This is a genomic window from Cupriavidus sp. TMH.W2, from assembly GCF_050847365.1.
Lineage (GTDB): Bacteria > Pseudomonadota > Gammaproteobacteria > Burkholderiales > Burkholderiaceae > Cupriavidus.
In genome coordinates, this window is record NZ_CP193794.1 from 45,793 (window position 1) to 67,492 (window position 21,700).

A 21,700-nucleotide genomic window follows, 5' to 3' on the forward strand; every position below is an offset into this window, starting at 1 on the left:
TATGTGGCGCTTGATCCTGTATGCGCGGTAGAATGCGCGTCAATTTCATGTTAAGGACGGTCCATGCACATTACCGACGCGCGTTCGTTCCTTGACCGCTTTGCCGAGCGGTTTGAGTCGACCGAAGTACAGGCATGGCATTGGGAAGCTGATGACAACGACTTTGGCAAGCGTACCTCGTGGCAGGTCGGCGACGGCATGGCCACCGAGGTGACGGCGGCCGTTGAGTTGATGGCCGGCGAGCTGACCCTGCGCGTCACGGAGCGCCAGCTCGATGCGGACGATAGCGACAGCGAGGCGACGTTCGAGGCGCGGGTGTCGTTTGACGACCGTACCGTGACCATCGACGGGGCGACGCTGCCGTACGACGAGCCGTCGATCGCCGCCGTGATCGACCGCTTCAACGAGGTCGCCTGATGGGCATCCGCCGTGTCGTCGTTCAGCAGGGCAAGCACCTGCTCTACGTCGAGCACATTGTCGCGGGTGCGCGAATCCTGCGGAACAGCTGGCGACGGGTGTCTGTGCACGTCTGTCCCGGCTGCCGATCCGGTCGCATGTATCCGTTCGAAGAGATCGTGGACGGTGAGCTGCGCCAGTTCCGAGGCTGCGAACACTGCGATCACTTCGAAGCCGTGGACATCAATCGAGACGCCGACAGCATGTCGAGGCTACACGCATTGTCCCAGACGCGGATGACCGAGATGGGCGACACGGCCCTGCACGCGCAGCAACGGAAGTTCCGAAGGCTGAGCCGCGTGTGGTACCTGCTCGCGGTGCTAACGCTGATGCTGGCGGGTTGGCAGGTGCTTGCCAACGCCTTGGGGCTCACCTTCGTCTTTCTGCTGCTCTTCAGCGTGAATCTCGCCGTCTACGGCATGGCCGCAAGCTATCGCTACTGGCAAGTCGGCCATCGGCAGCTATTCGTCAAAGGTGCCTTCCGGCACTGGCTTAAGAAGGGGGAATGGATCGTATGAGCGCGACTACCGAGGCGGGCGTGGACGTGATCGTATCCCGATACGGCAGTACACGGGAATTCTTGCTGGCGCTCGCCGACTGGGCCCGCACGGATTCGGGCAGCATCGCCGTGGCGCGCAGGTTCGGCGACCCGGACATCAGCCCGATCTCCGGGCGCGAGCTCAAACAGCTGCGCACGCGGGTGCTTGAATTGTCGCAGGACGAAATCGCGGACCTGTTCAAGATCTCCCGCAACTCGGTGTCGCGCATCGAGACCAAGGCGCACAAGGCGATGGACGGGAAATCGGTGTACGCCTACTTGGGCGTCGTCTTCGTGCATTTCATCGTGCAGCGGATGCTGCAGGAGGACCCTCGCCATGAGTGAATCGATTTCCATGGGCACGTTCGAGGCCGCCATCAATCGCTGCATGGCAGCACATCCGCCGGTTGGTCAGGTGCTTGGGCCCGATGCCCGACGACTGGCCGATGTCTACGGCGAGTGCATCTATGCCGGGGCCACGCACGTCGATCTGTCTCGCTTCGCACTGCAGGCGGAGATTATCCGGAAATGGCTGGCCTAGCCGACCCCAGCTTCTATGCGGTGGAGAAGTGGCGCCCGGCATCACTTCAGTGCATCGTCGACGCCGCCGTTCGCCGGAACGTGCCGGCCAACGTGCTGCTCGCGATTGGGCAGCACGAGGCAGGGAAGGAAGGTAGCGCCATTCTCAATAAGAACGGTACGCGGGACTTCGGCCGGGCAGGCATCAACGACAAGTCCGTCACCGATGTGATGCCGGAGATTGCGCCGTACGGCGTGAGTCGTGAGCAGGTGGTCGATGCGCTGATGCATGACGGTTGCTACAACTACGAGATGGCTGCGTTCATCCTCTCGAAGAAGCTGCGGGCGTGCAAGAGCAATGACTTCTGGTTCTGCGCCGCTACCTATCACTCAAAGACCCCTGAGCTCAACGCTGTCTATCAGGGCAAGATCAGGCCGCTGGCCGAAAGCTGGTCGCGGATTCTCATGCAGACATTCACCGTTAGGAGCTATTCCCGTGAGTAACTATCAAGCGCTGCGTTATCGCGCACGTCGTGTCGCAGTTGCCCTTGCGCTGGGGGCCCATGCGTTGCTGGGTGCGGCGGTCGCACAGGCCCAGCAGAGCCCCCCCAAGGCGCCAGCGGCGCCCGCCTTCTTTGCCAAGCAAGGGATCAAAGTCGTGGCCCAGCAGGCTGGTCCCGGCGGGCTCAATGTCTGGCAGGTGGAGCGCGAGGGCGTGAAGACGGTGCTTTATACGACCCCCGATGCCAAGGTCTTGTTCAGTGGCGTGCTGTGGGACGCCGCCACGGGCAAGAACCTGTCGGACGCGTTCATTACGCCGGAAATGATGGCAGCGGCTGCGTCCGCTGCCGTGCAGGCGCCAGCGGCGTCTCCGGAACCGACGGCGACACCGGCGGCCGCCACGGCCTTGGCCAAGCCGGCGGGCGGCCCGTCCGAAGCGCTCAAGAGCATCAGCAAGCTGACGGGCATCAAGGAAGGGAATGCGCCCTTCGACAAGACGCTCTACATCATCTTCGACCCGCGTTGCCCGCATTGCCATGCGGCCTACCAGAAGACCCGGAAGTACGTGGCCGCAGGCGGCGCGATCAAGTGGCTGCCGTCGACCGTACTGGGCAGGCCCGACGACGGGATGCGCCTGATTGCGGACATCATGCAAGCCAAGGACCAGCGTGCTGCGCTGGCCAAGACCATGGGGAAGGTGAGCGGCGGCGAGACGACCCCGAACGCGCAGACGCGACAGACGGTCGCGGAGAACGAGATGTACTTCTGGGCTTCCTTCGACGCCAACAAGGGGGCCGGGACGGCCGGCGTGCCGGTCGCGTATTTCGAAACGAAGGAAGGCCCGCAGATGGTCGCGGGCATCGACGACGACGAGCTGCTTAAGCGCATTCTCACGGACATCAAGAAATGACTGATACCCAGCCCACCATCCGCATTGCACGCCACGGTGGCGATTGCATCATTGGATTGATTATGCCGACGGCCGACGGCGTCGCGGTCGTGCCGCGTACCGTGAAACTGGCCAGTCACCAACTGCTGGACGCGGCGGTGCAGTACAGCCCCATTGCACCATTCACCGGCGAGGGGAAGGCCGGCAAACTGGAGATCGTGACCAGCGACGACAAACGCCATTCGTTGGCTGAGCTGACGTTCGCGGCCTGCACGAACGATCGCGCGATCGCAGCCAATGTGCAGGCTGCGTTCACCACGGCAGTCTTTGATTTCGTGGAGAAGGATGCCACCATTGTGTCGGCAGGCGTTGCCCCGTCGCTCAGCGCAACGGTGCAGCCCCCGACCCAGCAACCGGTGTCGGGTGGCCGCCTGCGACGCTCGGTTTCGTGGTTGTGGCACAACAAGGGCAAGTCGCTTATGGCGACCGTCGTTGCCTTCGGTGCGTGCACCGTGGCCTATGGCTACCTGAGCAAGCCGGCCGAGCAGGCCGCCTTCGCGGGGGTGACCTACAGCAAGGAAGATCAGGAAAGGCTGCAGGAAAAAATCCGCAAGCAGGTCATGAGCGCGACGGCCGATGGATCGACATTGCCGGGGCTCGACGGCACGTCGGTGGCGCAAGGCACGATGCGCGCCATGGGGCTTGATCCGGGCAAGGCAAGCGCCGGCTGCCTCGTTGGCGTGAAGCGATGAGACTGGGCTTCGGCTCGGGCGTGACCAAGGCCTTCCGCCGCGCCCTCGAGGTGTTGCAGGAGATCAAGCGGCACGAGCGATCGCTGATGTTGCTCGACCGTGAGGCCGCCGATGTCGTGGCGGCCGAGAAGGCGCTGCAGCAGCGGGTCCGGACCCTGTGGGAAGGGCTGGAGGGTGACAAGGATCTGCTTGCCGCCTCCCACCGGATCCAGCGCTGGCTCGCCGTCGAAGACGAGCCGGACACTGCGCTGGCCCAGCTCACCGTCGCGGACATGAAGCGGCGGCTTGCCGAAAGCCGGAGCTGATGATGCAGGCGTGCAAGGAATGTCCGTTTCGCGCGAGCGCCCGGGGCCAACTGGATTGGGCGCTCGTACAGCAGATGCAGGCCAATGCGGAGGCGCTGGAGGGGTTCCCCTGTCACATGCGCAATCCCGGCAATGACATCCTGTCGTGTCCTAGCAAGGACCGTAACGCCAACGATTGCGTGGGCTTTGCACGCATGCAGGCGAACGTCGCGTCTATTGAGAGCGTGCATCCGGATTATGTTGGGTGCTTCGATGAAATGAGTGGCGGCTGAGGGCTGCCGCAGGAGGAAAGCAAAGATGACCAAGGAAGAACTTGTGGGCCAGCTGGCCACCCAGCTCGGCGCGAGCAAGTCGGAAGCGGGCCGCGTGCTCGACGCGGTGGTGAAGGTGCTCGGCGACGCGATTGTCGCCAGCGAGCCGTTCACGATCCCGGCGCTGGGGACCTTCGAGGTGAAGACGCGCGCTGCGCGGACCGGGCGCAATCCGAAGACGGGCGAGGCCATTGCCATCGTCGCGTCGCGTACGGTGGCCTTCCGCCCGGCGAAGTTGGTGAAAGAACGGCTGAATCGCTGACGCCTGCCGTGCAGCGAAAGATCACCGATGCGATGCCGCCCACCGTCTTTGCGTACGGCGGACTGATCGGCATCGACGAAGGGCTGGCATGGCGGATCGCGCCCCTGACAGAGCGCGCCCAACGATTGGCCGACCGGGGAGGTTGGCCCGACTGGCGCCGGGACGAGTTGATTCAGACACTTGTTCGGCAGTTCACCGTTTACACCGATGCCGGTATGTCTTTTGATGATGCGCTGGCACGACTGGACGTCATTTTGGCCACAAAAAGTGGCGAAAACCCGTAATTGCTGCGCCGTGGCAACAGAAATTTAAATTTTTTCCGGTGCTCGGGTACAATAAAAAAGAATATCAAACTGCCGAATTTTCGGATACGAAACGCATGCCGACCGCTCTTGCCAGTCCGGACCTTTCCGACGACGCACTGAAACACATGATCGCCGAAGCGGAGCGGTCGTTCGATTACCTGTCGAGTACGCCACATACATTCGCGCTCTGCAAGCTGATGTTGGCGCACGAATTCATGTTTTCGGACCGTCAGACGCCCATCGATTCATCGGTGGAATTCCTCAAGACGCGCGCCGAGTTGCTGGGTGTGCCCGGAATCGTGACTGATCGAGACTTCGTCTTCGCGATCAAGATGTTCGGGATCAAGATCTGGCAGAAGAAAAGCATGTTCTATTTCCGTGGCGAGCAGGCGGCGTCGACGGGCACTGGCGTGCGACGCGTGCGAGACGGCGTGACCGTGGACTTCAAGATCAAGCCGCTGGACGATGCAGCGGCCATGAAGGATCTTGAGTTCTATCTGTACTCCGGCAGCAAGCGCACCAAGATCCAGCTCAACGAGATCCAGTCGGCCTCCAACAAGCTGTTGCGCGATCACCGGGACCGCGAGCTGGCGTTGCTGCTGGGCGAGCTGCGTGGCAAGAGGAAGCTGTCGATCGGGGACGCGCGTGACTTGCTGCGCAACGAATACGACGTCAAGGACCACGAATTCGCCCGTATCCGGGCCAAGGCCATCGAGCTGGGCGTCTTCACGCCGGGGCGCGCGGCTGCCAAGGAAAGTAGCCGCGTGACGCTCGATGCGGATGTGCTCGAATTCCTTGGTCTCGTGCGTGCCAAGAAGCGTGGGGCTGGCGTGCGCGATAACCAGCTCACCCTGACCAAGCTCCTGAACAGTGCCATTCGTGACATGCACCTTGTCGCGTACGGCGAGCCGCTGCCGCGCGCGGCCAAGGTCGCGAGAGCAGGCTAACCTCTTACCCTCGGCCGTTGGTGTGGCCGGCGACAGGCGGAGTGCATCATGAAAACGCTGGTGCTGGTCGAGGCCTCTGGCAAGACCGATCTGCTTGCGCGCCGGCTGCGCGACCTGCGCTACACCGTGCAGGTGCTCGCGACTGTGGGCCATCTCTGCGACAACCCCAGATCCCTGCGACCGATTGCGCTGGACGCCCAGCTGCGGGAGCTGGCGTACGGGCTGCGCGAGGACCGCGCCGCGCTGCTGGAGAAGATCCGTGGCGCCGCCATGGCCGCCGATCAGATCTTCCTTGCCATGGATGACGATCAGGAGGGCGATGTGATCGCCCATGACGTGGCAGGACTGTTGTCAGGCGAGCGCGGCAAGATGGCTCGGGTACGGCTCGGCTCGCTCGACGAGAGCGATTTGCGCTGGGCCTTCGAGCGCGCCACGCCGCTGGATGCGGCGGACGCTCGGCCGGGCATGTGCCGGCGGATCATTGATCGTGCGATCGGCAGCGCCTTCAGCGTGATCGCCGAAGGCGCCACGATCCCGGTGGGGCGGGTCCAGAGCGGCATTCTGGACGCGATCCACGCGCAGGCCCCACAGGTCGGCGTGTACCGGCTGGCCTTGCCCGTCAAGGACGGGCGGGTGTTCATGGCTGAGGTCCCGGTCCATGGCCCCGAGGATGTCGCCGCCTGCGGGCGGCTGGCCACGGCGATTGCGCAGGGCAGCATCGAGCTGCGCGAACAATCCGAGGTGGAGCTTCCCGTGAGCACGCCATGGGCGTACGAGGAAGTCGTCGAGCAGATCGCCTTGCGGCTGCGGATCGACATTGACCCGGCTGCCAAGGCCTTGCAGGATGCCTATGAGCGCGGGCTGGTGACCTATCCGCGCGCGCGGGCGCAGGCCTTCGCGCCAGAAGGCGCCGCGCTCGGTGTGGTGCTGGCCGAGAACAACCGTTGCGCCTACGACGCGGGCCGTGTGCCCGTGCGCGACCGTATGACTGCGGTTGGCAAGCCGCACGAATCGCCCCGGCCATTGGACGCGGAGGGTGACGCGGCGATCGGTCGCTCGCTCTCGCTGATGGGGCCGGCCGAGGCCGTGCACGTGCTGCTCGCGCGCAACCTCATCGAATGTGGGCAGCGGGTGAGACAGCAGCGGGCGCGCGTGGCGGTGGACGAGCGTGAGCTGATGTTCTGCTATACCGCGCGCGCGCCGATGCGCAGCTGGAAGGATAAGCCGGCCAAGGCGGGCTATGAAGCATGGCCGACCGACGTGGCGCTGTTGCGGCATGTGCGCACCGCAGGCCTCGGTCGGCCCAGTACGATCGTGGGCCATGTGACCACGCTGATGCAGCGCAATCTGCTTGCCCTCGACGGCGGGCGGATCGCGCTGAATGATAAGGGGCATCAGTGGCTCGCGCACGCGCGGCAAGCCGGCTTGTCGGCGCAGGTCTCGGTGGCGATCGAATCGCGCTTGGCAGCACCGATCGAAGATGTACACGCGAGCGCCCGTGCGATCCTGAGCGAGCACGGCCTGCTCGGTCAGGTGGATACGGCCATCGCCCGCATGACGCCCACCGCGCCGCGTGCCGCGCCGGCTGCGGTGATGGAGCCATGAGGCACGGAGTTCAAGAGTTGGGAGAAATGAGATGAGTCAGGTGGTGAAACTGGGTCCCGGCAGCTATGTGGAGTTGGAGGACATCATGACCAACCAGCGCAAGCTGGCGGTGGTGGATGAATCCGGCATCGGCTATTACGACCTCATTGGTGACGATGAGCTGCCCAAGCCCCTGCATGTGGAGCTCAAGCCCGCGCCGCTGGGCTCGGTGCCGTCGTGGCTGCAGGACATGGAGGAAGAGCGTGCCCAAGCGCTGGGCCGCGTGTGGCTGCAGCTGAGCGAATCCGGGCTTGATGCACTCACCGTGGCGCGCGCCGTGCGCTGGGGTGTGCTTAATGACAACACGGATCTGGAGCTCGTGCGCAAGGCGGGGCAGACCCAGACCGACCTGATCGTGGCGGGCCGCAAACGGCTCGCGGAGCGCCTGTAGCGCCGGTTCGGGGCGGGCCTCCCGCCGTTGTGTGCCCACGCCCGGCTTTTGCCGGGCGTTGTTTTTGGTGGGATGGGCGGGCCGGCGATGATGCATTGGCATAGAAAATTCTGCATCAAATGTAGTTCTTTCGGTCTTTGTGGTAATCTTCGGTGCGGAAGCGCACAAAAAAAACATCAAATTATCACGCGACGCACCGGAGGAAGTCGCGGCCTCATTGGGATGACACATGGACACGAACGAAAAGCTGGTACCCATCGCCGCCAAGCTGGTGCGTGAGGCACTGGAGAGCTTTGTGAGCAATGGCGGGCGGCTGCACGACGCGGGCCGCCCGCTGACCCCGGAGCGCGTGGCAGCCCCGGACGGCGGTCTGCCGGCGGTGCTGTTCTTCGCCGAGGAGTTTCTGGGTAGCTATGAAATCGACTTTGCCACCTTCGATTTCGAGCCGGACCCGGAAGCGCTGCTGGGCGTGACGATGCCGAAGATGTATTCGGAGTGGCACGCCAAGTCGACGCCCCTGTTCTTCCTGAGCGATTTTATGCGCAACGAGCTGATCCCGATCGCCCAAGGCGATCTCGATTTGTCGGTGCTGTTTGGCAATTTCCGCGCATGGCTGGGCGAGCGCATGGTATCGCCGGCCGCCGCGACGGGTGTCGTGCCCAAGCACCAGCCGCAGTAGTCCCACACCGCTGTCGCATTCTTGCCACCATGGGAGGTTTGCATGTCCGAGTCCCTGACCCCATTGCATCGCCAGATCCTGCAGGCCTTGGCGCAAGGTAAGTTGCTCTGTGCCACCTCGCGCGGCTATGAGATCCACCTTGGCGACAGCCGCACCGTACAGGGTGGCAAGGTGGCTGTGGCCACACGCGTGAACGCGCGGACGATCCGCGCCATGGTGGACAAGGGATTGCTCCAGCCGGCCACCGGCAGCGACGCGACCGGACGCCGCTTTCCCATGATGGTCGCGACCTCGGGGCAGCTGCCGGCGCCGCCCGCCAATGTGCCAATTTGAGGCATCACACAAGGAATTAAAGATAAAAAACGCTCGCCTCGGCGAGCGTTTTGCATTATTTGGCACGAAACACCCACGAATTTTGCATTTCATGTGTGCTGTGATAAAAATTCCTCCAATCGCTCGTTGCGATCCCCACGGTGGATTAGCAAAAGCGTGTGAGTAGTCCCACTTACTTTGCGAATTGGAGAGCAACGAAATGCAACTGAACAGCCTGAACAACAAGACCGCCCAGCGTGTGCCGAAGGCCGACCAACCGAAGACCGTTGTGATGCGCCTGCAGGCCATCACGCCATCGGCGGACGGCCCGACCTTCTTCCACGGTTTTCATGCGGGCAGCGACGAGCCTGTGTCGGTGCGTCTGATGGACGTCGACGAAGCGCTGGCTGTGGTCGGCTCGAAGTTTGCCGCCGATCGCGATGCGGCGCGCGCCAAGCTGGTGGACCTGTTCGGTGGCAAGGGTGAGAAGCGCCGTCCGCGTCCAAGCGAATTCGCCAACCCCGAGCACAAGGTGCATTGCGAACCGCAGGGGCTGATGGTGTTCACCCGCTGCCTGAAGAACGAGGACGGCAGCTACCGCGCCTACTGGCCCGAAACGCTGGCCGCCTCGGCCGGTGTCGCCTGCGACCGCGTGCACGCGAACATCGTGCTGGATCGCCGCTGGAACGAGACCGCGAAGCGCGTTCAGGAAACGGTGGCCGCCGACATCGTGATGCCCGAGAGCGCCGTGGTGCTGAATGCCGAGAACGTCAAGCCGACGCTGCTGGGCGCCATGTCCCCGAGCGTGGTCATTAATGGCGAGCCGGTGGGCCGTCGCCCCTTCGTGTTCCTGCGTCTCATCAGCAAGGAAGACGGCTCGATGCCGCTGGCGCCGGCGCGTGTGCATGCGGCCTACGTGCCGACCACGAAGAAGGACCACGATACGGGTCTGGAAATCACGCGCCACGATGCCGCCCCGGCCGAGCAAAGCCTCGCAAAGATCCTGACGCCGGCTGATAAGGACGAACGTATCACGCAGGACGCACTGGTGGCCCGCGCCATGATCTTCGCGCTGGGCGACAAGCCGGGCTACCCCGACTTCTCGGACGCGGACGAACGCGTAGTCGGCGACCTGAAGCAGATCGTCGATGCCGTGCGCAGCGGCGACTACGTGGTCGAAGCCATCCCCGGTGAGCGCATCGCGGCCGGCCCCGCCACGCGTGCGAGCCTGCTCAAGCAGGGCTTTACCGGCGACGATCCGAAGGCGGCCTACAAGGCGAATCACCCGGTCCACATGTTCTGGTCGCCGCGTGACGAGAAGGGCTACATCAAGGAGCGCCGTTTCCTGCCGACGTACCTGACCACCGAAATCGGCAAGGACGGTCTGCGCTTCTTCACCAAGAACGTGCTGGAAGACTACAACCCGGGCAAGGTCACGATCAAGACGCTGGCGACCGTCAACGACTTCAAGACCGGCGCGGGCGCGGCCAAGGAGCGCGTCGCGGATGCCGAGCTGACCGAGGCCGACGGCACGGGCTTTGACCCGTCGTCCATCGACGAAGCCGCTGAGCGCACCGCCGATGGCAAGCTGGCCCAAGCGGCGGCTGCCCTGGACATCGACGAGCCCGGCATGTAATCGCAGGACCCCTGTCCGAACCGTCGCCGCCATACTCCCGTCGGCGACGCTGCAGTCCTTGAGCCGCCCATCCCCCGTGGGCGGTCTTTTTCATTCCGGGGGTGATGATTTCCGGGCCATGACATGCAGCAGTCCCCTGTGGTATCCGTGCCGGTATCCAGCAGTCAGCATCTCGGGCGTCTCGCCGACGAGATCGCGCTGCATCTCCAGCAGCTCGCGGCGCTGCCGGACGGCGACAGCGAAGGGCGCCGCGACGCGATTGCGGCGATCGCCAGCGCCCGCGACGCCATGCTCCGCCTCGGTCACGACTTCGACGCTGTAGCACGGCTGCGCCTGTACTTCCTTGACTGGACCGATTACCTGCGTGAGGCCGAGGCCAAGCGACGCGCGGTGCTGGGCGCTGCCCAGCGGGCATTGCGCGAGCGCATGGCCGGCGTGGTCCGCGCGACGCCGGCGCCCAGCAGCGAGGACGTCACGGGCCTGCGCCTCGAACTGAGCGGCGCGGCCACCCATGGGGGCGCGGAGCTGCTGCGGCTGTATGCGGCCCTCTCCCGCACCGGAACGGCCGTGCCCTATCTGGTGGCCCGCCCATCGCGGCACGGGGTGCCGCTCGCTCATGATCCCGCCCCCGCATGGGTGCTGAGCTTCAGCCTGCCGATACTGGCGCATCACTGGCAAACCGTGCGCGCATGGATCGCGCAACATACGCTGCAAGTGCGAGCGTGGGACTATCGGCCCGAAGCTGCCGGCCGCGCTGATGCGCCGGTGTGCGCCGATGTCACGGACCTCTTTCATCGGGAGCTGGCCACACCGCTATCGGTGGCCAACGGTCAGATGCCGGGCCTGCCCGAGGCGTTGCGCGGGGCAGGGTCCCGGGGCTGAGTCCTCAATTGATTTGGTGCAATCAAAATAGAAAAAAACGTTAAAATGATCGCGCAAATCATGTTGAAACTCATCATTACCACAGTTGTAGGCCTAATTTTGGGGATTCTGATGACGTCGGGGATAATTTCTTCATTGATGACCTGATGGCGTACTGACGCCCGTGGCGATGAAGAAAATCGAGTGGATGGATTTGAGCGCGATCGGCCTGTACTTCGGGTCGTACCGTGGCACGGGGGTCGCCGGCATTTCGGTGGTCGACATGTCGGGCAAGCATGCCGAGGCCATCCAGCGATTGGGCTTCGAGCCGGTGCCCGGCACCTATGGCAAGGACATCTACGTCAAGCCCAACTTCACGCTGACCGCAGCGGCGCTAAAGGAAACGTTCGGCGCGCAGCACCTCAAGTGGGTCAAGGGGCCGGCCGACGTCATCGACGGCATCTTCAAGGGCAAGGTCGCGGAAAAGCGCAACGCCACGGTCAACGCCATGTACGACTCGGCCAAGGCCATCGGCATGAACGATCGCGACGAGGTGGTGTTTGACTCGAACTCGGGTCGCATCCTGCAGCGCGTCATCGATGGCAAGAAGACGATCATCCGTGACGATGGGCTCGAACGCGCCACCTTCCTCCATGCGCGGACCGACAGCGAGCTGCGACAGGTGGTGCGCGGCTTCGTGCGCCGCATCATCGTCAAGAATGCCAACCTCAAGCGCGAGGACCTGCAGGCGCTGATGACGGTGTCCAACGAAGGCGGCTTCAGCGAGCGCCAGTATCAGGAAGCGGTCGAGACCGAGGCGAATCTGCTGCTGCAGGAGGAGGCTGGCAAGCACCTCGCCCGGGGCTGGGATGCGATGGGCGTGTTTGATATCGCCAACCGCATCTATCTGGGGTTGCCCAAGCTCGCGCACCGTACGGCGAGCTCGATGGCGCTGCAGCAGTACTCGACGCCGGCGCCCATGGCGCTCCTCGCGCAGGCCATGCTCGCGTCCCGTGAGGAACTGGCTGGCCGCTCCGTGTTCGATCCCACCATCGGCAACGCGTCGCTCGTGACCACCTTCAACGCGGGCCGCACCGACGACGCGCGCAGCCGCATCTATGGAGTCGAGCTTGACGAGGAGCGGGTCGCGGCGGCCCGTGATTTCGCGGACAAGGTGGTGCAGGGCGATGCCACGGAAGCTTCGTTCCGCAAGCTGTTCGGCGAGCCCGAGGGCTTTGATTACGTGATTGCGAATCCGCCCTTCGGCAGCATGAGCAGCAAGCGCACGGTGCGCCTGCCCGACGGCAGCGCGACCGACGAAATGGAAGTGCAGCGGCTCGATCACTACATCTTGCTGCGTTCGCTGCACGCCCGCCGTGACAACGGCCGCGCCGTGTTCATTACCGGCGCGGACAGCACCGTCGACGAGGGGGCGATCGAGGGCCGCAGCAAACACCTGCTGGCCTATCTACTGGACCATTATCACGTCGACGGCGTCGTCGATGTGAGCGGGGATCTCTACAAGAAACAGGGCGCCGGCTACCCGCTGCGCCTGTACGTGCTTGGTGCCCGCCGCGTCGAGCCGACCGAGGCCGTCGTGCCGGACCGGCTGCCGGTGCTGCGGACCTACGACGAGCTGCGCAAATGGTCGCAGGTCATTATTGACCGCCGCGACAACCCGGCGATTGCACCGGAACTGCGCGTCATGTCGCCGCGCGCTTCGGCGCAAGCGCGTCGCGAGATGCATCGCCATACCGGTGAGATCGACGTGGTCGAGTATCTGGCCGAACAGGCCCGCACCGTTAGCGCCGCGCTGCATCGCTATGCCTTCGAGAGCAAGGTGCTGTCGCTGGTCATTCCCCAGCCCGGTACCGACGTCATTCTGCGCACCCCGGGGGCCTTCTGGTGGGACGAGCGCAACCCGCGCATTGCGCTGCGCGGCATGGACGGCCGTTTCATGGTGCTGGGCCTGCAGCGACGCAGCGGCAGGTTCGCCAAGATGAATATCCTTGCCGTGGGCGACGACGCCGAGCAGCGCTACAGCGGTGCGATCGAGCGACTGGTCATGGCCGAAGCCGGCCGTGATCCGGACGTGGTTCCGGCCACGCCGGCGGCCGCCGTGGTGGTCGACGAGGCCGCCCAGCAGGCCGCCGAAGCCCTGAACACGTTCGAAGTCGACCTGCCGGATCTGCATGCGGTCACCGCCGGCCTGCGCGAGGGTCTGCATCCGACCAACGGGAAGCCCATCGAATCCGAAGGCATCCGCCGGGGGCTGCTGGACGAGGCGGGCAAGCTGATCGGCAGTCTGGAAAGTGTCAAGGAAGCCCGTCCGGGCGATGCGGAGGTGGCGCGGGCCGTGGATGAGGCCGTAGCCGCCGCCCGACAGGCGATCGATGCGTCGCAGCCCGTCGCGGCGCAAGGCAGCCAACTCCTGCGTCCGGGCCCGGAGGCGCCGCCGTGGACGCTGACCCCGGCGCAGTGGGATGCGGCACTGGCCGCGCTGGCCACGCCCGACGTTGGCGGCCGTCACCCCGGCGGGCGCGAAGCGCGCCGCGTGGGCGAAAAGGAGCGGCTGCGCTATGGCGTTGCCGACTGGTACCACCAGCGTGCCAAGGCCGGCGATGCCGACGCCGTGGAATGGGTGACTGACAGCTTCGCCCGGGTCACGCACGAGGATGTCATCCGCAAGGCGGTGGCCGAGGGCAAGCCGGTGCCCGAGCACGTGCTCGCGCAATACCCGGAGATGACGGCGACACCCGCCGACGCCGGCGCCGCCATCCGTGAACAGGTGCTGGCCTTGCGCGGCGTAGTGGGCGGTACTGCGCCCTTCACGGATCTGCCGCAAGGCTGGATCGTGATGAATGCCCCGCGCCCGCTGATCGGCGACCTGCTCGCACAGGGCGACTTCCTGCATGGCCGCTTCTACGCCGCGATCGATCCGGCCGGTGCGATGGCGGCCCGCTATATCGAGCAGAACCGCCGCGACGACGCCTACGTGCTGTTTGCGGCCAACGAAGCGACGCTGATGGCGATGGCCCTGCAGAACATCAATCCGCGCTACCACGCTGCGTATCTCGAATACGACGAGGCAGACCGGAAGGAGATCCTGCGCCCGCACATCAACGCGCTGAACGAAGGCAAGACCTACGGCGAGCTGCTGGCGCTGGCGGCCAAGGGCATGCCCGTGACGGCCATGCCGCAGGCCGAGCCGGCCGCCCCGGCGGCAAGCGGCCTGCATGCCGTCGAGACGGCCGAGCCGACGGAAGTGGCGGGCGTACCCGATTCTGCGGACGCAGCGGACAACCCGTTCGTGGCGGAGATGCACCGACTGGCGCAGGCGTCGGCGTCGCGCGGCACCTATCGCAACAGCGCCATGGAAGCGTTCAACAGTGCGCCTGACGCTGACCGTGCGGCCTTCTACGCCATGCTGAACCTCCAGCGCGGTGTGCCCCGTTCGGTGTTCGCCACGGCGCTGGAGAATTACTGGGTCGCGCAGCACCCGGCCGTCGAGGCCCCGGGCCCTGCGGCCCCGGCCGACGTGGCGCCGGACCCGAACATCGGCCGCACGTGGCGTACCGCCGGCGGCGAGATCGAGATCATCGGCCACTGGCATGCCAACCCGGCCAAGTATGTGACCCTGCTCAACGGCAAGACGCTCGGTGCGCCGGTCGTGGAGCGCGACACGCTGGAAGCGCGCATCAAGGAAGACACCCAGCGGGCGGCCGACCGCGAGGCGCGCCGGGCCGAGCAGCAAGCCCGCGAGCAGGCTGCGCAACAGGCGAGCGCGCAGGCACAGGATCTGGGCGGCTTCGCCGACGATCTGTCACCCCAGCGTCGCGGCAAGATCGTCGCAACACTGGACAAGACCTATACGCTGAACCAGCGTCAGCCGGCCAAGCTGCGCGATCACATCCGCGAACTGGTCGCGCACGGGTACCGGATCACGCGGGGCCCGGAGGGCGATCGCCGGTTGACGGGCCCCCGCGACAACTTCTTTGACGAGCGGGCCATCCTGAAGACCGGCATGGATTTCGCCGAATTCCTGATCGCTGGCGCGAACGCGGCACAGCTGGATGAGCCGAAGCCTGCGGCCGCCGTCGCCGTGGACCCAGTGGCGATCCCGGCGGCGAGCGAGGTGTTGCCGGCCACGGAACTGGCCGGCCCGGGCGCCGATGGGCTGGGCACGCTCGACGAGCTGCTGCAGCCGATGGAGCTGCCCGAGGGGGCGCTCGCCGAGGACAAGCGGGAGGACAACGAATTCCAGCAGCCATACGTGCCGTTTTCGAATGCCGGCGAAGCCTCGATGATGATTCCGGCGAACCTGTCCGGTCCGGTGTATGCGGCACTCGCGATGGTCAAGGCACGCCATGGCGATATCGACGAATACGTGGCCAAGGCGCTCCAGTTCGACGTCAGCGATCTGGAACGGCTCAACATGAAGCCCGAGCAGATCGACGCGCTGGCGCTGATCTTTGCGGCCCACGACCAGAAGCTCGGTTTCCTGCTGGCCGACAAGATGGGGGCGGGCAAAGGTCGTGTGATCGCGCTGGTGGCGCGCCGCGAACGGCTGGAAGGCCGCATTCCGGTATTCGTGACCGTGACCGACAACCTGTTTACCGATTTCATGGAACGGGACATCGTCGACGTCGACAGCCGCGCGCTGTTCCAGAACCCGCTCATCATCAACGATGGCTCCAAGACCGTCGATCGTGATGGCAATGTCGTCGCGCGCTCGCTCAAGCGCGATGCCTATCGGCGTTTGGCCGAGGCCGGCGAGCTGCCGCCGGGGACCGACATCATCCTGCTCACGTATTCGCAGCTGTCCCGCCGTCCCGAAAGCCACCTGACCTCGCGTTACATGCTGCAGGTCGCGGACCGTTACCCGATCTCGATGCTGCTCGATGAATCGCACAACGGCGCAGGCAGCAGCAATACGAGCGACAACCTCGATGCCATGTGCAGTCTGGTGGAGCGTCGCGGCGGCAACCTGCTGTTCTCCTCGGGTACCCCCATCAAGGGCGCGAAGAACCTGCGCCTGTACCGCGCGATCCTGCCCAAGGGCATCAATACCGAGGAGCTGCTGGAGGCGGTCGCGAGCGATCCGCTGTCGCTGCAGGAAGCGCTGAACTACGAGATCGCGGCGCGCGGCTGCCTGATCTCGCGCGAGCTGGACAGCAGCAACGTGATCCGCGAGTTCCGCGAGTCGCCACGGAAGGAGCATAACCTGCGCGTGGCCGATCAGGTCGCCGAGATCCTGAGCGGCATGGCGTTCCTGTCGGGGGACGTGCGCAAGATCGTGGGCCGGATCAACAAGGAATACGCCAAGGAACTGGAGAAGATTCCCGAGTCCGAGCGCGAAGGCGCCCGGATGGGCGCGACCAGCATGAACTTTGGCTCGCGCCTGCACGCCATCACGGGCCAGCTGCTGCTGGCGCTCAAGATGCCGGACGTGCTGGACTACGCCGTGCAAGCGATTCAGGAGAACGTCAAGCCCATCATCGCCCTGCGCCGCACTGGCGAGAGCCTGCTGGCCGACTACGTCAGCGAGGGCGACGTCGCGCATGAGCCCGATGCCACGCGTCGCAAGAAGGAGATGGGTACGGTCACGCTGGATCGCCCGATTACGTTCCGCGATTACCTGCGCCGCACGCTGGAGCGCCTGCTGGTCATCACCGACACCAATCGCTATGGCAAGGTCAGCAAGCGTCGTGCGGTGGGCGAGGAGATCGAGCGTGTCACCGAGCGTCTGCAGGGGCTGATCGACGAGCTGCCGGAGGATCTGCCGCTCACGCCGATCGACTATCTGCGCGAAGGGCTCGCCACCTACGGCCACAGCATGGTGGAAGTGTCGGGCCGCAACCTGCGTGCGCGCAGCATGGAGAACGGCAAGGTCGCCGTGGAGGCGGTGCCGGGGCGCACCGACAAGACCCGGGTGCAGCGCGCGGTGCGCGCCTTCAACAACGGAGATGTCAGTGCCGATGTGATCCTGCTGACCTCCTCGGGCAGCACCGGGATCTCGCTGCACGCGAGCCTGGCGACCGGCACCGACCTGCGCCCGCGCCGCATGATTAAGGTCGAGATGCAGGCCGACATCACGCAGGAGCGCCAGATGGATGGCCGGCATGACCGGACGGGTTCGGTCGAGCGCCCGCAGTATCTGATCCCGCTGACGGGCCTGCCGGCGGACGATCGTCTGGCCATGATGTTCAACAACGCCAACCGCTCGCTCACCGCCAGCACCGTGGCCAACCGCGACAGCGGCGAGCTCATCAAGCATGTGCCGGATCTGCTCAACGTGGTGGGCGACGAGGTGGCGCACCGCATGCTGCTAGAGCATCCGCGTCTCGCCGAACAGCTGGACATCAACATGCCGGACGATGGCGATGCCTTCATGAAGGGGCCGCTGTGGTTCGTCAAGTCCCTCACCGGACACATGTCGCTACTGCGCTCGGATGAGCAGTTCGCGTTGTACGCGGACCTGCAGGCCCGTTTCACCGAGCGGCTGGACCAGCTCAAGGCCGAGGGCCGCAACCCGCTGGAAGTGGTCTGCCACGACTGGCGCGCGGTGGTAACCAGCCGCACCGTCTTTCAGGGCGGAACGGCCGCGCAACCGTCCGGCGGGGCAGCGGTTGCGTCGGGCTCCATGTTCGACAAGCCGGTGTATCTCACCACGCTGGAGTACCAGCAGGAGATGAAGGCCGTGCGGGCGCTGGAGGTGGACGAGAAGATCGCCAAGGCCGACGGTCTGGACCATGGCGTGGGCGCCGCGCGGGCCATCGTCGAGAACCTGCGCGGCCGCCGCGAGGCGCTGCTGCAGCAGGTGACGGGCAAGAAGTTCGACAGCGTCGCACAGGCACTGGCTGCGCCCCCGGACAAGGACAACAAGCTCAACGAGACGCGCAAGCTCGCCGACAAGCTCGACTGGATGGAGCGCAATCTGGAGGTGCTGGGTCGCGGCTCGGTCATCTATCAGAAGGACATCACCGGCGAGGCGCAGCCGCACGTGGTGCTGTGGTACGCCCTGCCGGGCAAGCCCGAGGAGTACTCGCGGCCCAGCAGCTTCTACGTCTACACGTTGCAGCCGGGCACCGATGTCATCAACACCGTGACGCTCAGCGCACTGGCCGCCGAGGGCATCAACTTCGAGCCGATGGCGTTCAAGGACCATCTGGATGCACGGGAGACCTTCGACGAGGCCGAGAACGGCATCGTGACGCGGCATGTGCGCGTGCTCGACGGCAACCTGTTCGATGCCACGGGCTTGAACCTGCGCGAGCACGTGGGACGCAAGATCGTCTATACGGACGACGCCGGTAGCCGTCAGCACGGGATCTTGGTGCATGCGCACGTGACCGACAAGGCGCTGAACTCGCTGGCCGAGCGCGTGCGCGATCCGGCGCTGGTGGCGCAGCTGATCGAGCTGGGCCCGGTCGGCACGAACGCCTCGGGCAAGGTCGAGACCGACGATCGCGGGGCGGTCTATTTCTACAAGGGCCGGGATGGCGAATACCTGTTGCGCGTGCCGGCGAGCGTCGCGCGCGGCGGTCAGTACTTCCTCGATCCGGTGCTGTCGGTCATCAAGGGCATGGAGGTGATGAACCGCTTCGAACTGGACTTCAAGGAGGTCAATGGCGGGCGCCGGGCCACGGTGCCGCCGCATCGGCTGCAGGCCGTCATTGCCTACCTGATCGACCAGCACAACGAGAATTTCTATTGCAACGATCGCGAGCGGCTGGCCACGGCCCGTCGCGAGCTGAATCACGCGGCGAACCCGCTCGATCTGGCGGCGTGATGCCAGAGATCACCCACTATCCTCAGTCAGGAGATGACATGACCACAAACCAAGCGGCGCCAGCCTCGTCCCCGCAGGCGCCCGTCACGACGGCGCTGGTGCGGGAGATTTTCACCGCGCAGGGTCGCGAGATCGACGAGGCGCACGTGGCCAAGGTGGTGGATGTGGCCACCCGGGCGCAGGCCGTCGCGGTGCGGCTGCAGCAGGCGGGCGACCGTATGCTGCAGGCCGCCAGCGTGCTGGCCACCGACAGCCCGCAGCTGGCGCCGGCCGAACGCGCAGTGGCGCGCGTGGTGGAACAGATCGAAGTGCTGCTGCTGGTGTGCCAGTCGGTGACAACCCTCGTCTTCGAGCCCGATGACGCCGAAGTGGTGGGGGCCATCGACATGGGCGACGCGATCGCGAATCGTGTCCTCGCGGCAGCATAAGGGGAGGGGATCGCGATGAATTTTTCCAAGCTGGAAACCGATCTCGGCGCGCTCGTCGAGACGATGACGCCGCCGACGGTCAAGGCATCGGGCCAGAGCCTGATGGAGTACTACACGGCCAAGCGCGACGCCGTGTATGCGCGCTGGAGCGCCCTGCACGACAAGCAGCAAAAGGTCCATGAACGCTCCGCCGTCGTGGCCTTGGGCGCCGCTGTGGGGTCGCTCGGCATGCTCGTCACGTCGACGGCGCCGGTGGTGCTGCCGGCGGCCACGCTGGTGGCCGTCGGGACGGCGACGGTGGTGGCTGCGCGCGTGCTGATCCACCATGTGCGGATTGCCGCTGCGGATGCCGAGCTGGACGCGACCCGGCGCCTCGTCCACGAGGGGTCGGACGAAGACATGGTGCGGGCCTATGTGCGCGAGGCGGGCGGCCCCCTCACGCAGCTTTATCAGCGCACCAAGGACATGCTGCTGGGGCACGATCGCCGGGCAACCGCCCTGACGGCACGCATTGACAGCACGGGCCTCTCCGGTGACGCGCACCGGCACGCCGTGCAGCGCATGCTACGGGAGGCTGCGACGCCGGCGTTCGTCGAGTATGTGCGCCGCAACGCGACGCTGCCGTATGCGGGGGCCGCGCACCTGATGACACGTCTGCGGGCATTGCCCGGACTGGATCTCACGCCGCTCAAGCCCGGCATCTCCGCCGGCGCCGGCATGCCGGCGCTGGGCCGCACGCTGGTGGGGCTGGCGCCCACGCGGGGCGCGCCCTCGCTGTTGGCGGATCTGGGCCTGACGGCCGAGCGCAAGGCCCCGACGCCGGTGACGCACTATGGCTATATCGCGGCCAGCGAAAGCGACCGCAATTTCCTGCAGAGCTTGGGGATCGATCTGGGGACCTATGACGACATGCAGGGCGCGTTCCCGGCCCGGGTCGACGCGCAGGCGCTGCGCCAGCTCAACGAGTACCGCGAGGAGTTCCACGCCGACCTGCATGCGCTGCCGGATGGTCGCGTGGACGCGCGCACGCTGCTGCTGGATACGCCCGTCGGCACGGCCGATGCGGCGACGCTGTCGGGCTACCGTGCCTTCCTGCGCTATACCGTTGGGACCGAGGTGGGTGGCCGGCGTGCGGGCGACGTGCTGTCCGACGTCAATCGCGAGGTGCACCGGCGCAACGCCGCCCAGCGTCAGCTGGAACAACCGGCGCGCACCGCCGGCGCCACGGCACTGGAAATGTGACGACAGGCGGGCGGGCGTGTCCGGCACCGGACGCCCGGCCGCTCACATTGTCAGGCCAACAACAAGGCCGGCATGCGAGGGCATGCCGGCCTTTGTTCATTTGGCGTCCCGCTCAGGACGCCGCAGCGGGGAGGGGCGCGTCGCCGTCGCCCCACACCTTGACGGGCGGGGTCCCGCGCTCGAACTGCAGCCACAGCCCGCGTTCCGGCGTGACACCGTCCATGGCGCGGCCCCACGCTTCGGAAAAGTACACCTTGATCTCGTGGTCGCTCAGGCTGTTGGTGCCCGTGTAGGCTTCGACGACCCGGCGCGCGTCGGCGCGCGACGTGGCGCAGATGTAGACCGTGACGCTGTCGGGACGCACGCCCTGCCAGCGTGGGTCTTGGCGGTGGTGGCAGCACCAGCCCCGGCCGTTCCACACCTTCAGCTTAGGCCGCATGGCGGACCTCGCCGAGCGCGCGCACCACGGTGAGCAGGGACCCTTCGTGGTAGCCATGCTGGTAGTCACTGTCGCGGTAGTGGTAGTAGACCGCCTTGCCGTCGCGCATCAGGACGCCGATGCCCGGATCGCGCAGCGAGGGCGGCAGCACGGTCACGCCCTCGCTGCGCACGGCCTCGGCTTCCAGCGGCGTGAGGGGTGGGGTGAGCGTCGGGTGCTCCTCGTCGTCCGGTGCGTCGACCTCGTCCCACCCGCGCGCGTGCACGGACGGCAGCACCGGCTCCTCGCGCGTCCACTCGATGCGGCAGTGATGAAACGGCGTGTAGCCGCTGGCGGTGGCCGCGCGCGGGGTCTCGGCACGGTAGGCCCGGGCAATCAGGGCCCGCGCCTCGGTCTTGTTCTTCGCCTCGACAAACGACTCGGGGTGGACATGGGTGGGGGCGTGCAGCAGGAAGAAAAATCGGGTGAGCGGCTGGGCCATGACGGGCTCC

Annotated in this window: 23 protein-coding genes; 21 read left to right on the forward strand and 2 right to left on the reverse strand. The window is 65.7% G+C overall.

Annotated features, from left to right (window positions below; genetic code table 11):
- The first annotated feature begins 63 nt into the window (after nucleotides 1-63).
- The 21 genes from ACREYQ_RS29730 to ACREYQ_RS29830 all read left to right on the forward strand — a co-directional run bounded on the left by ACREYQ_RS29730 (nucleotide 64) and on the right by ACREYQ_RS29830 (nucleotide 20,770).
- Nucleotides 64-417, forward strand: a complete 354-nt coding sequence (locus ACREYQ_RS29730) for a hypothetical protein (protein ID WP_432262881.1) — start codon at nucleotides 64-66, stop codon at nucleotides 415-417.
- The gene (locus ACREYQ_RS29735) at nucleotides 417-974 is read left to right on the forward strand and encodes a hypothetical protein (RefSeq protein WP_432262882.1); all 558 of its coding nucleotides are present in this window, start codon (nucleotides 417-419) and stop codon (nucleotides 972-974) included. The genes ACREYQ_RS29730 and ACREYQ_RS29735 overlap by 1 nt, the downstream gene beginning before the upstream one ends.
- Nucleotides 971-1,339 carry a hypothetical protein gene (locus tag ACREYQ_RS29740; protein WP_432262883.1) on the forward strand — a complete coding sequence of 123 codons (369 nt, stop codon included), beginning with the start codon at nucleotides 971-973 and terminating at the stop codon, nucleotides 1,337-1,339. The genes ACREYQ_RS29735 and ACREYQ_RS29740 overlap by 4 nt, the downstream gene beginning before the upstream one ends.
- Entirely contained in the window at nucleotides 1,332-1,535 is a 204-nt protein-coding gene (locus ACREYQ_RS29745) for a DUF3717 domain-containing protein (RefSeq protein WP_432262884.1), read from the forward strand. The genes ACREYQ_RS29740 and ACREYQ_RS29745 overlap by 8 nt, the downstream gene beginning before the upstream one ends.
- Nucleotides 1,523-2,017 carry a transglycosylase SLT domain-containing protein gene (locus ACREYQ_RS29750; protein ID WP_432262885.1) on the forward strand — a complete coding sequence of 165 codons (495 nt, stop codon included), beginning with the start codon at nucleotides 1,523-1,525 and terminating at the stop codon, nucleotides 2,015-2,017. The genes ACREYQ_RS29745 and ACREYQ_RS29750 overlap by 13 nt, the downstream gene beginning before the upstream one ends.
- Entirely contained in the window at nucleotides 2,010-2,924 is a 915-nt protein-coding gene (locus ACREYQ_RS29755; protein ID WP_432262886.1) for a DsbC family protein, read from the forward strand. Before ACREYQ_RS29750 ends, ACREYQ_RS29755 begins: the two co-directional genes overlap by 8 nt.
- A complete protein-coding gene (locus ACREYQ_RS29760; protein ID WP_432262887.1) occupies nucleotides 2,921-3,655 on the forward strand; it encodes a hypothetical protein in 735 nt (244 codons plus the stop codon). Before ACREYQ_RS29755 ends, ACREYQ_RS29760 begins: the two co-directional genes overlap by 4 nt.
- On the forward strand, nucleotides 3,652-3,960 hold the full coding sequence (locus tag ACREYQ_RS29765; protein WP_432262888.1) for a hypothetical protein: 309 nt from the start codon (nucleotides 3,652-3,654) through the stop codon (nucleotides 3,958-3,960). The genes ACREYQ_RS29760 and ACREYQ_RS29765 overlap by 4 nt, the downstream gene beginning before the upstream one ends.
- Nucleotides 3,960-4,232, forward strand: a complete 273-nt coding sequence (locus ACREYQ_RS29770) for a hypothetical protein (protein ID WP_432262889.1) — start codon at nucleotides 3,960-3,962, stop codon at nucleotides 4,230-4,232. The genes ACREYQ_RS29765 and ACREYQ_RS29770 overlap by 1 nt, the downstream gene beginning before the upstream one ends.
- A gap of 25 nt (nucleotides 4,233-4,257) precedes the next feature.
- Nucleotides 4,258-4,533, forward strand: coding sequence for an HU family DNA-binding protein (locus ACREYQ_RS29775; protein ID WP_432262890.1), 276 nt, complete (start codon nucleotides 4,258-4,260; stop codon nucleotides 4,531-4,533).
- 8 nt (nucleotides 4,534-4,541) lie between these two features.
- A complete protein-coding gene (locus ACREYQ_RS29780; RefSeq protein ID WP_432262891.1) occupies nucleotides 4,542-4,817 on the forward strand; it encodes a hypothetical protein in 276 nt (91 codons plus the stop codon).
- Between the two features lie 95 nt (nucleotides 4,818-4,912).
- Nucleotides 4,913-5,785 carry a hypothetical protein gene (locus ACREYQ_RS29785; RefSeq protein ID WP_432262892.1) on the forward strand — a complete coding sequence of 291 codons (873 nt, stop codon included), beginning with the start codon at nucleotides 4,913-4,915 and terminating at the stop codon, nucleotides 5,783-5,785.
- 48 nt (nucleotides 5,786-5,833) lie between these two features.
- Nucleotides 5,834-7,390: a toprim domain-containing protein gene (locus tag ACREYQ_RS29790; protein ID WP_432262893.1), complete on the forward strand. Its 1,557-nt coding sequence runs from the start codon at nucleotides 5,834-5,836 to the stop codon at nucleotides 7,388-7,390.
- 43 nt (nucleotides 7,391-7,433) lie between these two features.
- A complete protein-coding gene (locus ACREYQ_RS29795) occupies nucleotides 7,434-7,820 on the forward strand; it encodes a hypothetical protein (RefSeq protein ID WP_432262894.1) in 387 nt (128 codons plus the stop codon).
- A gap of 229 nt (nucleotides 7,821-8,049) precedes the next feature.
- Nucleotides 8,050-8,499 (forward strand): hypothetical protein, encoded by a 450-nt coding sequence (locus ACREYQ_RS29800; RefSeq protein ID WP_432262895.1) that lies wholly within the window; start codon nucleotides 8,050-8,052, stop codon nucleotides 8,497-8,499.
- A gap of 42 nt (nucleotides 8,500-8,541) precedes the next feature.
- Complete coding sequence (locus ACREYQ_RS29805; protein ID WP_432262896.1) at nucleotides 8,542-8,832, forward strand: hypothetical protein; 291 nt, start codon at nucleotides 8,542-8,544, stop codon at nucleotides 8,830-8,832.
- A gap of 199 nt (nucleotides 8,833-9,031) precedes the next feature.
- The gene (locus tag ACREYQ_RS29810; RefSeq protein WP_432262897.1) at nucleotides 9,032-10,447 is read left to right on the forward strand and encodes a hypothetical protein; all 1,416 of its coding nucleotides are present in this window, start codon (nucleotides 9,032-9,034) and stop codon (nucleotides 10,445-10,447) included.
- A 123-nt stretch (nucleotides 10,448-10,570) separates the two neighbouring features.
- A complete protein-coding gene (locus ACREYQ_RS29815; protein WP_432262898.1) occupies nucleotides 10,571-11,329 on the forward strand; it encodes a hypothetical protein in 759 nt (252 codons plus the stop codon).
- 169 nt (nucleotides 11,330-11,498) lie between these two features.
- The gene (locus ACREYQ_RS29820) at nucleotides 11,499-19,100 is read left to right on the forward strand and encodes an N-6 DNA methylase (protein ID WP_432263075.1); all 7,602 of its coding nucleotides are present in this window, start codon (nucleotides 11,499-11,501) and stop codon (nucleotides 19,098-19,100) included.
- Nucleotides 19,101-19,138: 38 nt separating this feature from the next.
- Nucleotides 19,139-19,528, forward strand: coding sequence for a hypothetical protein (locus ACREYQ_RS29825; RefSeq protein ID WP_432262899.1), 390 nt, complete (start codon nucleotides 19,139-19,141; stop codon nucleotides 19,526-19,528).
- Nucleotides 19,529-19,543: 15 nt separating this feature from the next.
- On the forward strand, nucleotides 19,544-20,770 hold the full coding sequence (locus tag ACREYQ_RS29830) for a hypothetical protein (RefSeq protein ID WP_432262900.1): 1,227 nt from the start codon (nucleotides 19,544-19,546) through the stop codon (nucleotides 20,768-20,770).
- 112 nt (nucleotides 20,771-20,882) lie between these two features.
- Here the strand turns inward: ACREYQ_RS29830 and ACREYQ_RS29835 are convergent, their stop codons facing one another.
- On the reverse strand, nucleotides 20,883-21,209 hold the full coding sequence (locus ACREYQ_RS29835; RefSeq protein ID WP_432262901.1) for a hypothetical protein: 327 nt from the start codon (nucleotides 21,207-21,209) through the stop codon (nucleotides 20,883-20,885).
- Entirely contained in the window at nucleotides 21,199-21,690 is a 492-nt protein-coding gene (locus ACREYQ_RS29840; protein WP_432262902.1) for a hypothetical protein, read from the reverse strand. The genes ACREYQ_RS29835 and ACREYQ_RS29840 overlap by 11 nt, the downstream gene beginning before the upstream one ends.
- Nucleotides 21,691-21,700: the final 10 nt, after the last annotated feature.

Coding starts and splice junctions, on each gene's coding strand:
- ACREYQ_RS29730 (WP_432262881.1), top strand. CDS start 64: ATGCACATTACCGACGCGCGTTCGTTCCTTGACCGCTTTGCCGAGCGG.
- ACREYQ_RS29735 (WP_432262882.1), top strand. CDS start 417: ATGGGCATCCGCCGTGTCGTCGTTCAGCAGGGCAAGCACCTGCTCTAC.
- ACREYQ_RS29740 (WP_432262883.1), top strand. CDS start 971: ATGAGCGCGACTACCGAGGCGGGCGTGGACGTGATCGTATCCCGATAC.
- ACREYQ_RS29745 (WP_432262884.1), top strand. CDS start 1,332: ATGAGTGAATCGATTTCCATGGGCACGTTCGAGGCCGCCATCAATCGC.
- ACREYQ_RS29750 (WP_432262885.1), top strand. CDS start 1,523: ATGGCTGGCCTAGCCGACCCCAGCTTCTATGCGGTGGAGAAGTGGCGC.
- ACREYQ_RS29760 (WP_432262887.1), top strand. CDS start 2,921: ATGACTGATACCCAGCCCACCATCCGCATTGCACGCCACGGTGGCGAT.
- ACREYQ_RS29765 (WP_432262888.1), top strand. CDS start 3,652: ATGAGACTGGGCTTCGGCTCGGGCGTGACCAAGGCCTTCCGCCGCGCC.
- ACREYQ_RS29770 (WP_432262889.1), top strand. CDS start 3,960: ATGATGCAGGCGTGCAAGGAATGTCCGTTTCGCGCGAGCGCCCGGGGC.
- ACREYQ_RS29775 (WP_432262890.1), top strand. CDS start 4,258: ATGACCAAGGAAGAACTTGTGGGCCAGCTGGCCACCCAGCTCGGCGCG.
- ACREYQ_RS29785 (WP_432262892.1), top strand. CDS start 4,913: ATGCCGACCGCTCTTGCCAGTCCGGACCTTTCCGACGACGCACTGAAA.
- ACREYQ_RS29790 (WP_432262893.1), top strand. CDS start 5,834: ATGAAAACGCTGGTGCTGGTCGAGGCCTCTGGCAAGACCGATCTGCTT.
- ACREYQ_RS29800 (WP_432262895.1), top strand. CDS start 8,050: ATGGACACGAACGAAAAGCTGGTACCCATCGCCGCCAAGCTGGTGCGT.
- ACREYQ_RS29805 (WP_432262896.1), top strand. CDS start 8,542: ATGTCCGAGTCCCTGACCCCATTGCATCGCCAGATCCTGCAGGCCTTG.
- ACREYQ_RS29810 (WP_432262897.1), top strand. CDS start 9,032: ATGCAACTGAACAGCCTGAACAACAAGACCGCCCAGCGTGTGCCGAAG.
- ACREYQ_RS29815 (WP_432262898.1), top strand. CDS start 10,571: ATGCAGCAGTCCCCTGTGGTATCCGTGCCGGTATCCAGCAGTCAGCAT.
- ACREYQ_RS29820 (WP_432263075.1), top strand. CDS start 11,499: ATGAAGAAAATCGAGTGGATGGATTTGAGCGCGATCGGCCTGTACTTC.
- ACREYQ_RS29825 (WP_432262899.1), top strand. CDS start 19,139: ATGACCACAAACCAAGCGGCGCCAGCCTCGTCCCCGCAGGCGCCCGTC.
- ACREYQ_RS29830 (WP_432262900.1), top strand. CDS start 19,544: ATGAATTTTTCCAAGCTGGAAACCGATCTCGGCGCGCTCGTCGAGACG.
- ACREYQ_RS29835 (WP_432262901.1), bottom strand. CDS start 21,209: ATGCGGCCTAAGCTGAAGGTGTGGAACGGCCGGGGCTGGTGCTGCCAC.
- ACREYQ_RS29840 (WP_432262902.1), bottom strand. CDS start 21,690: ATGGCCCAGCCGCTCACCCGATTTTTCTTCCTGCTGCACGCCCCCACC.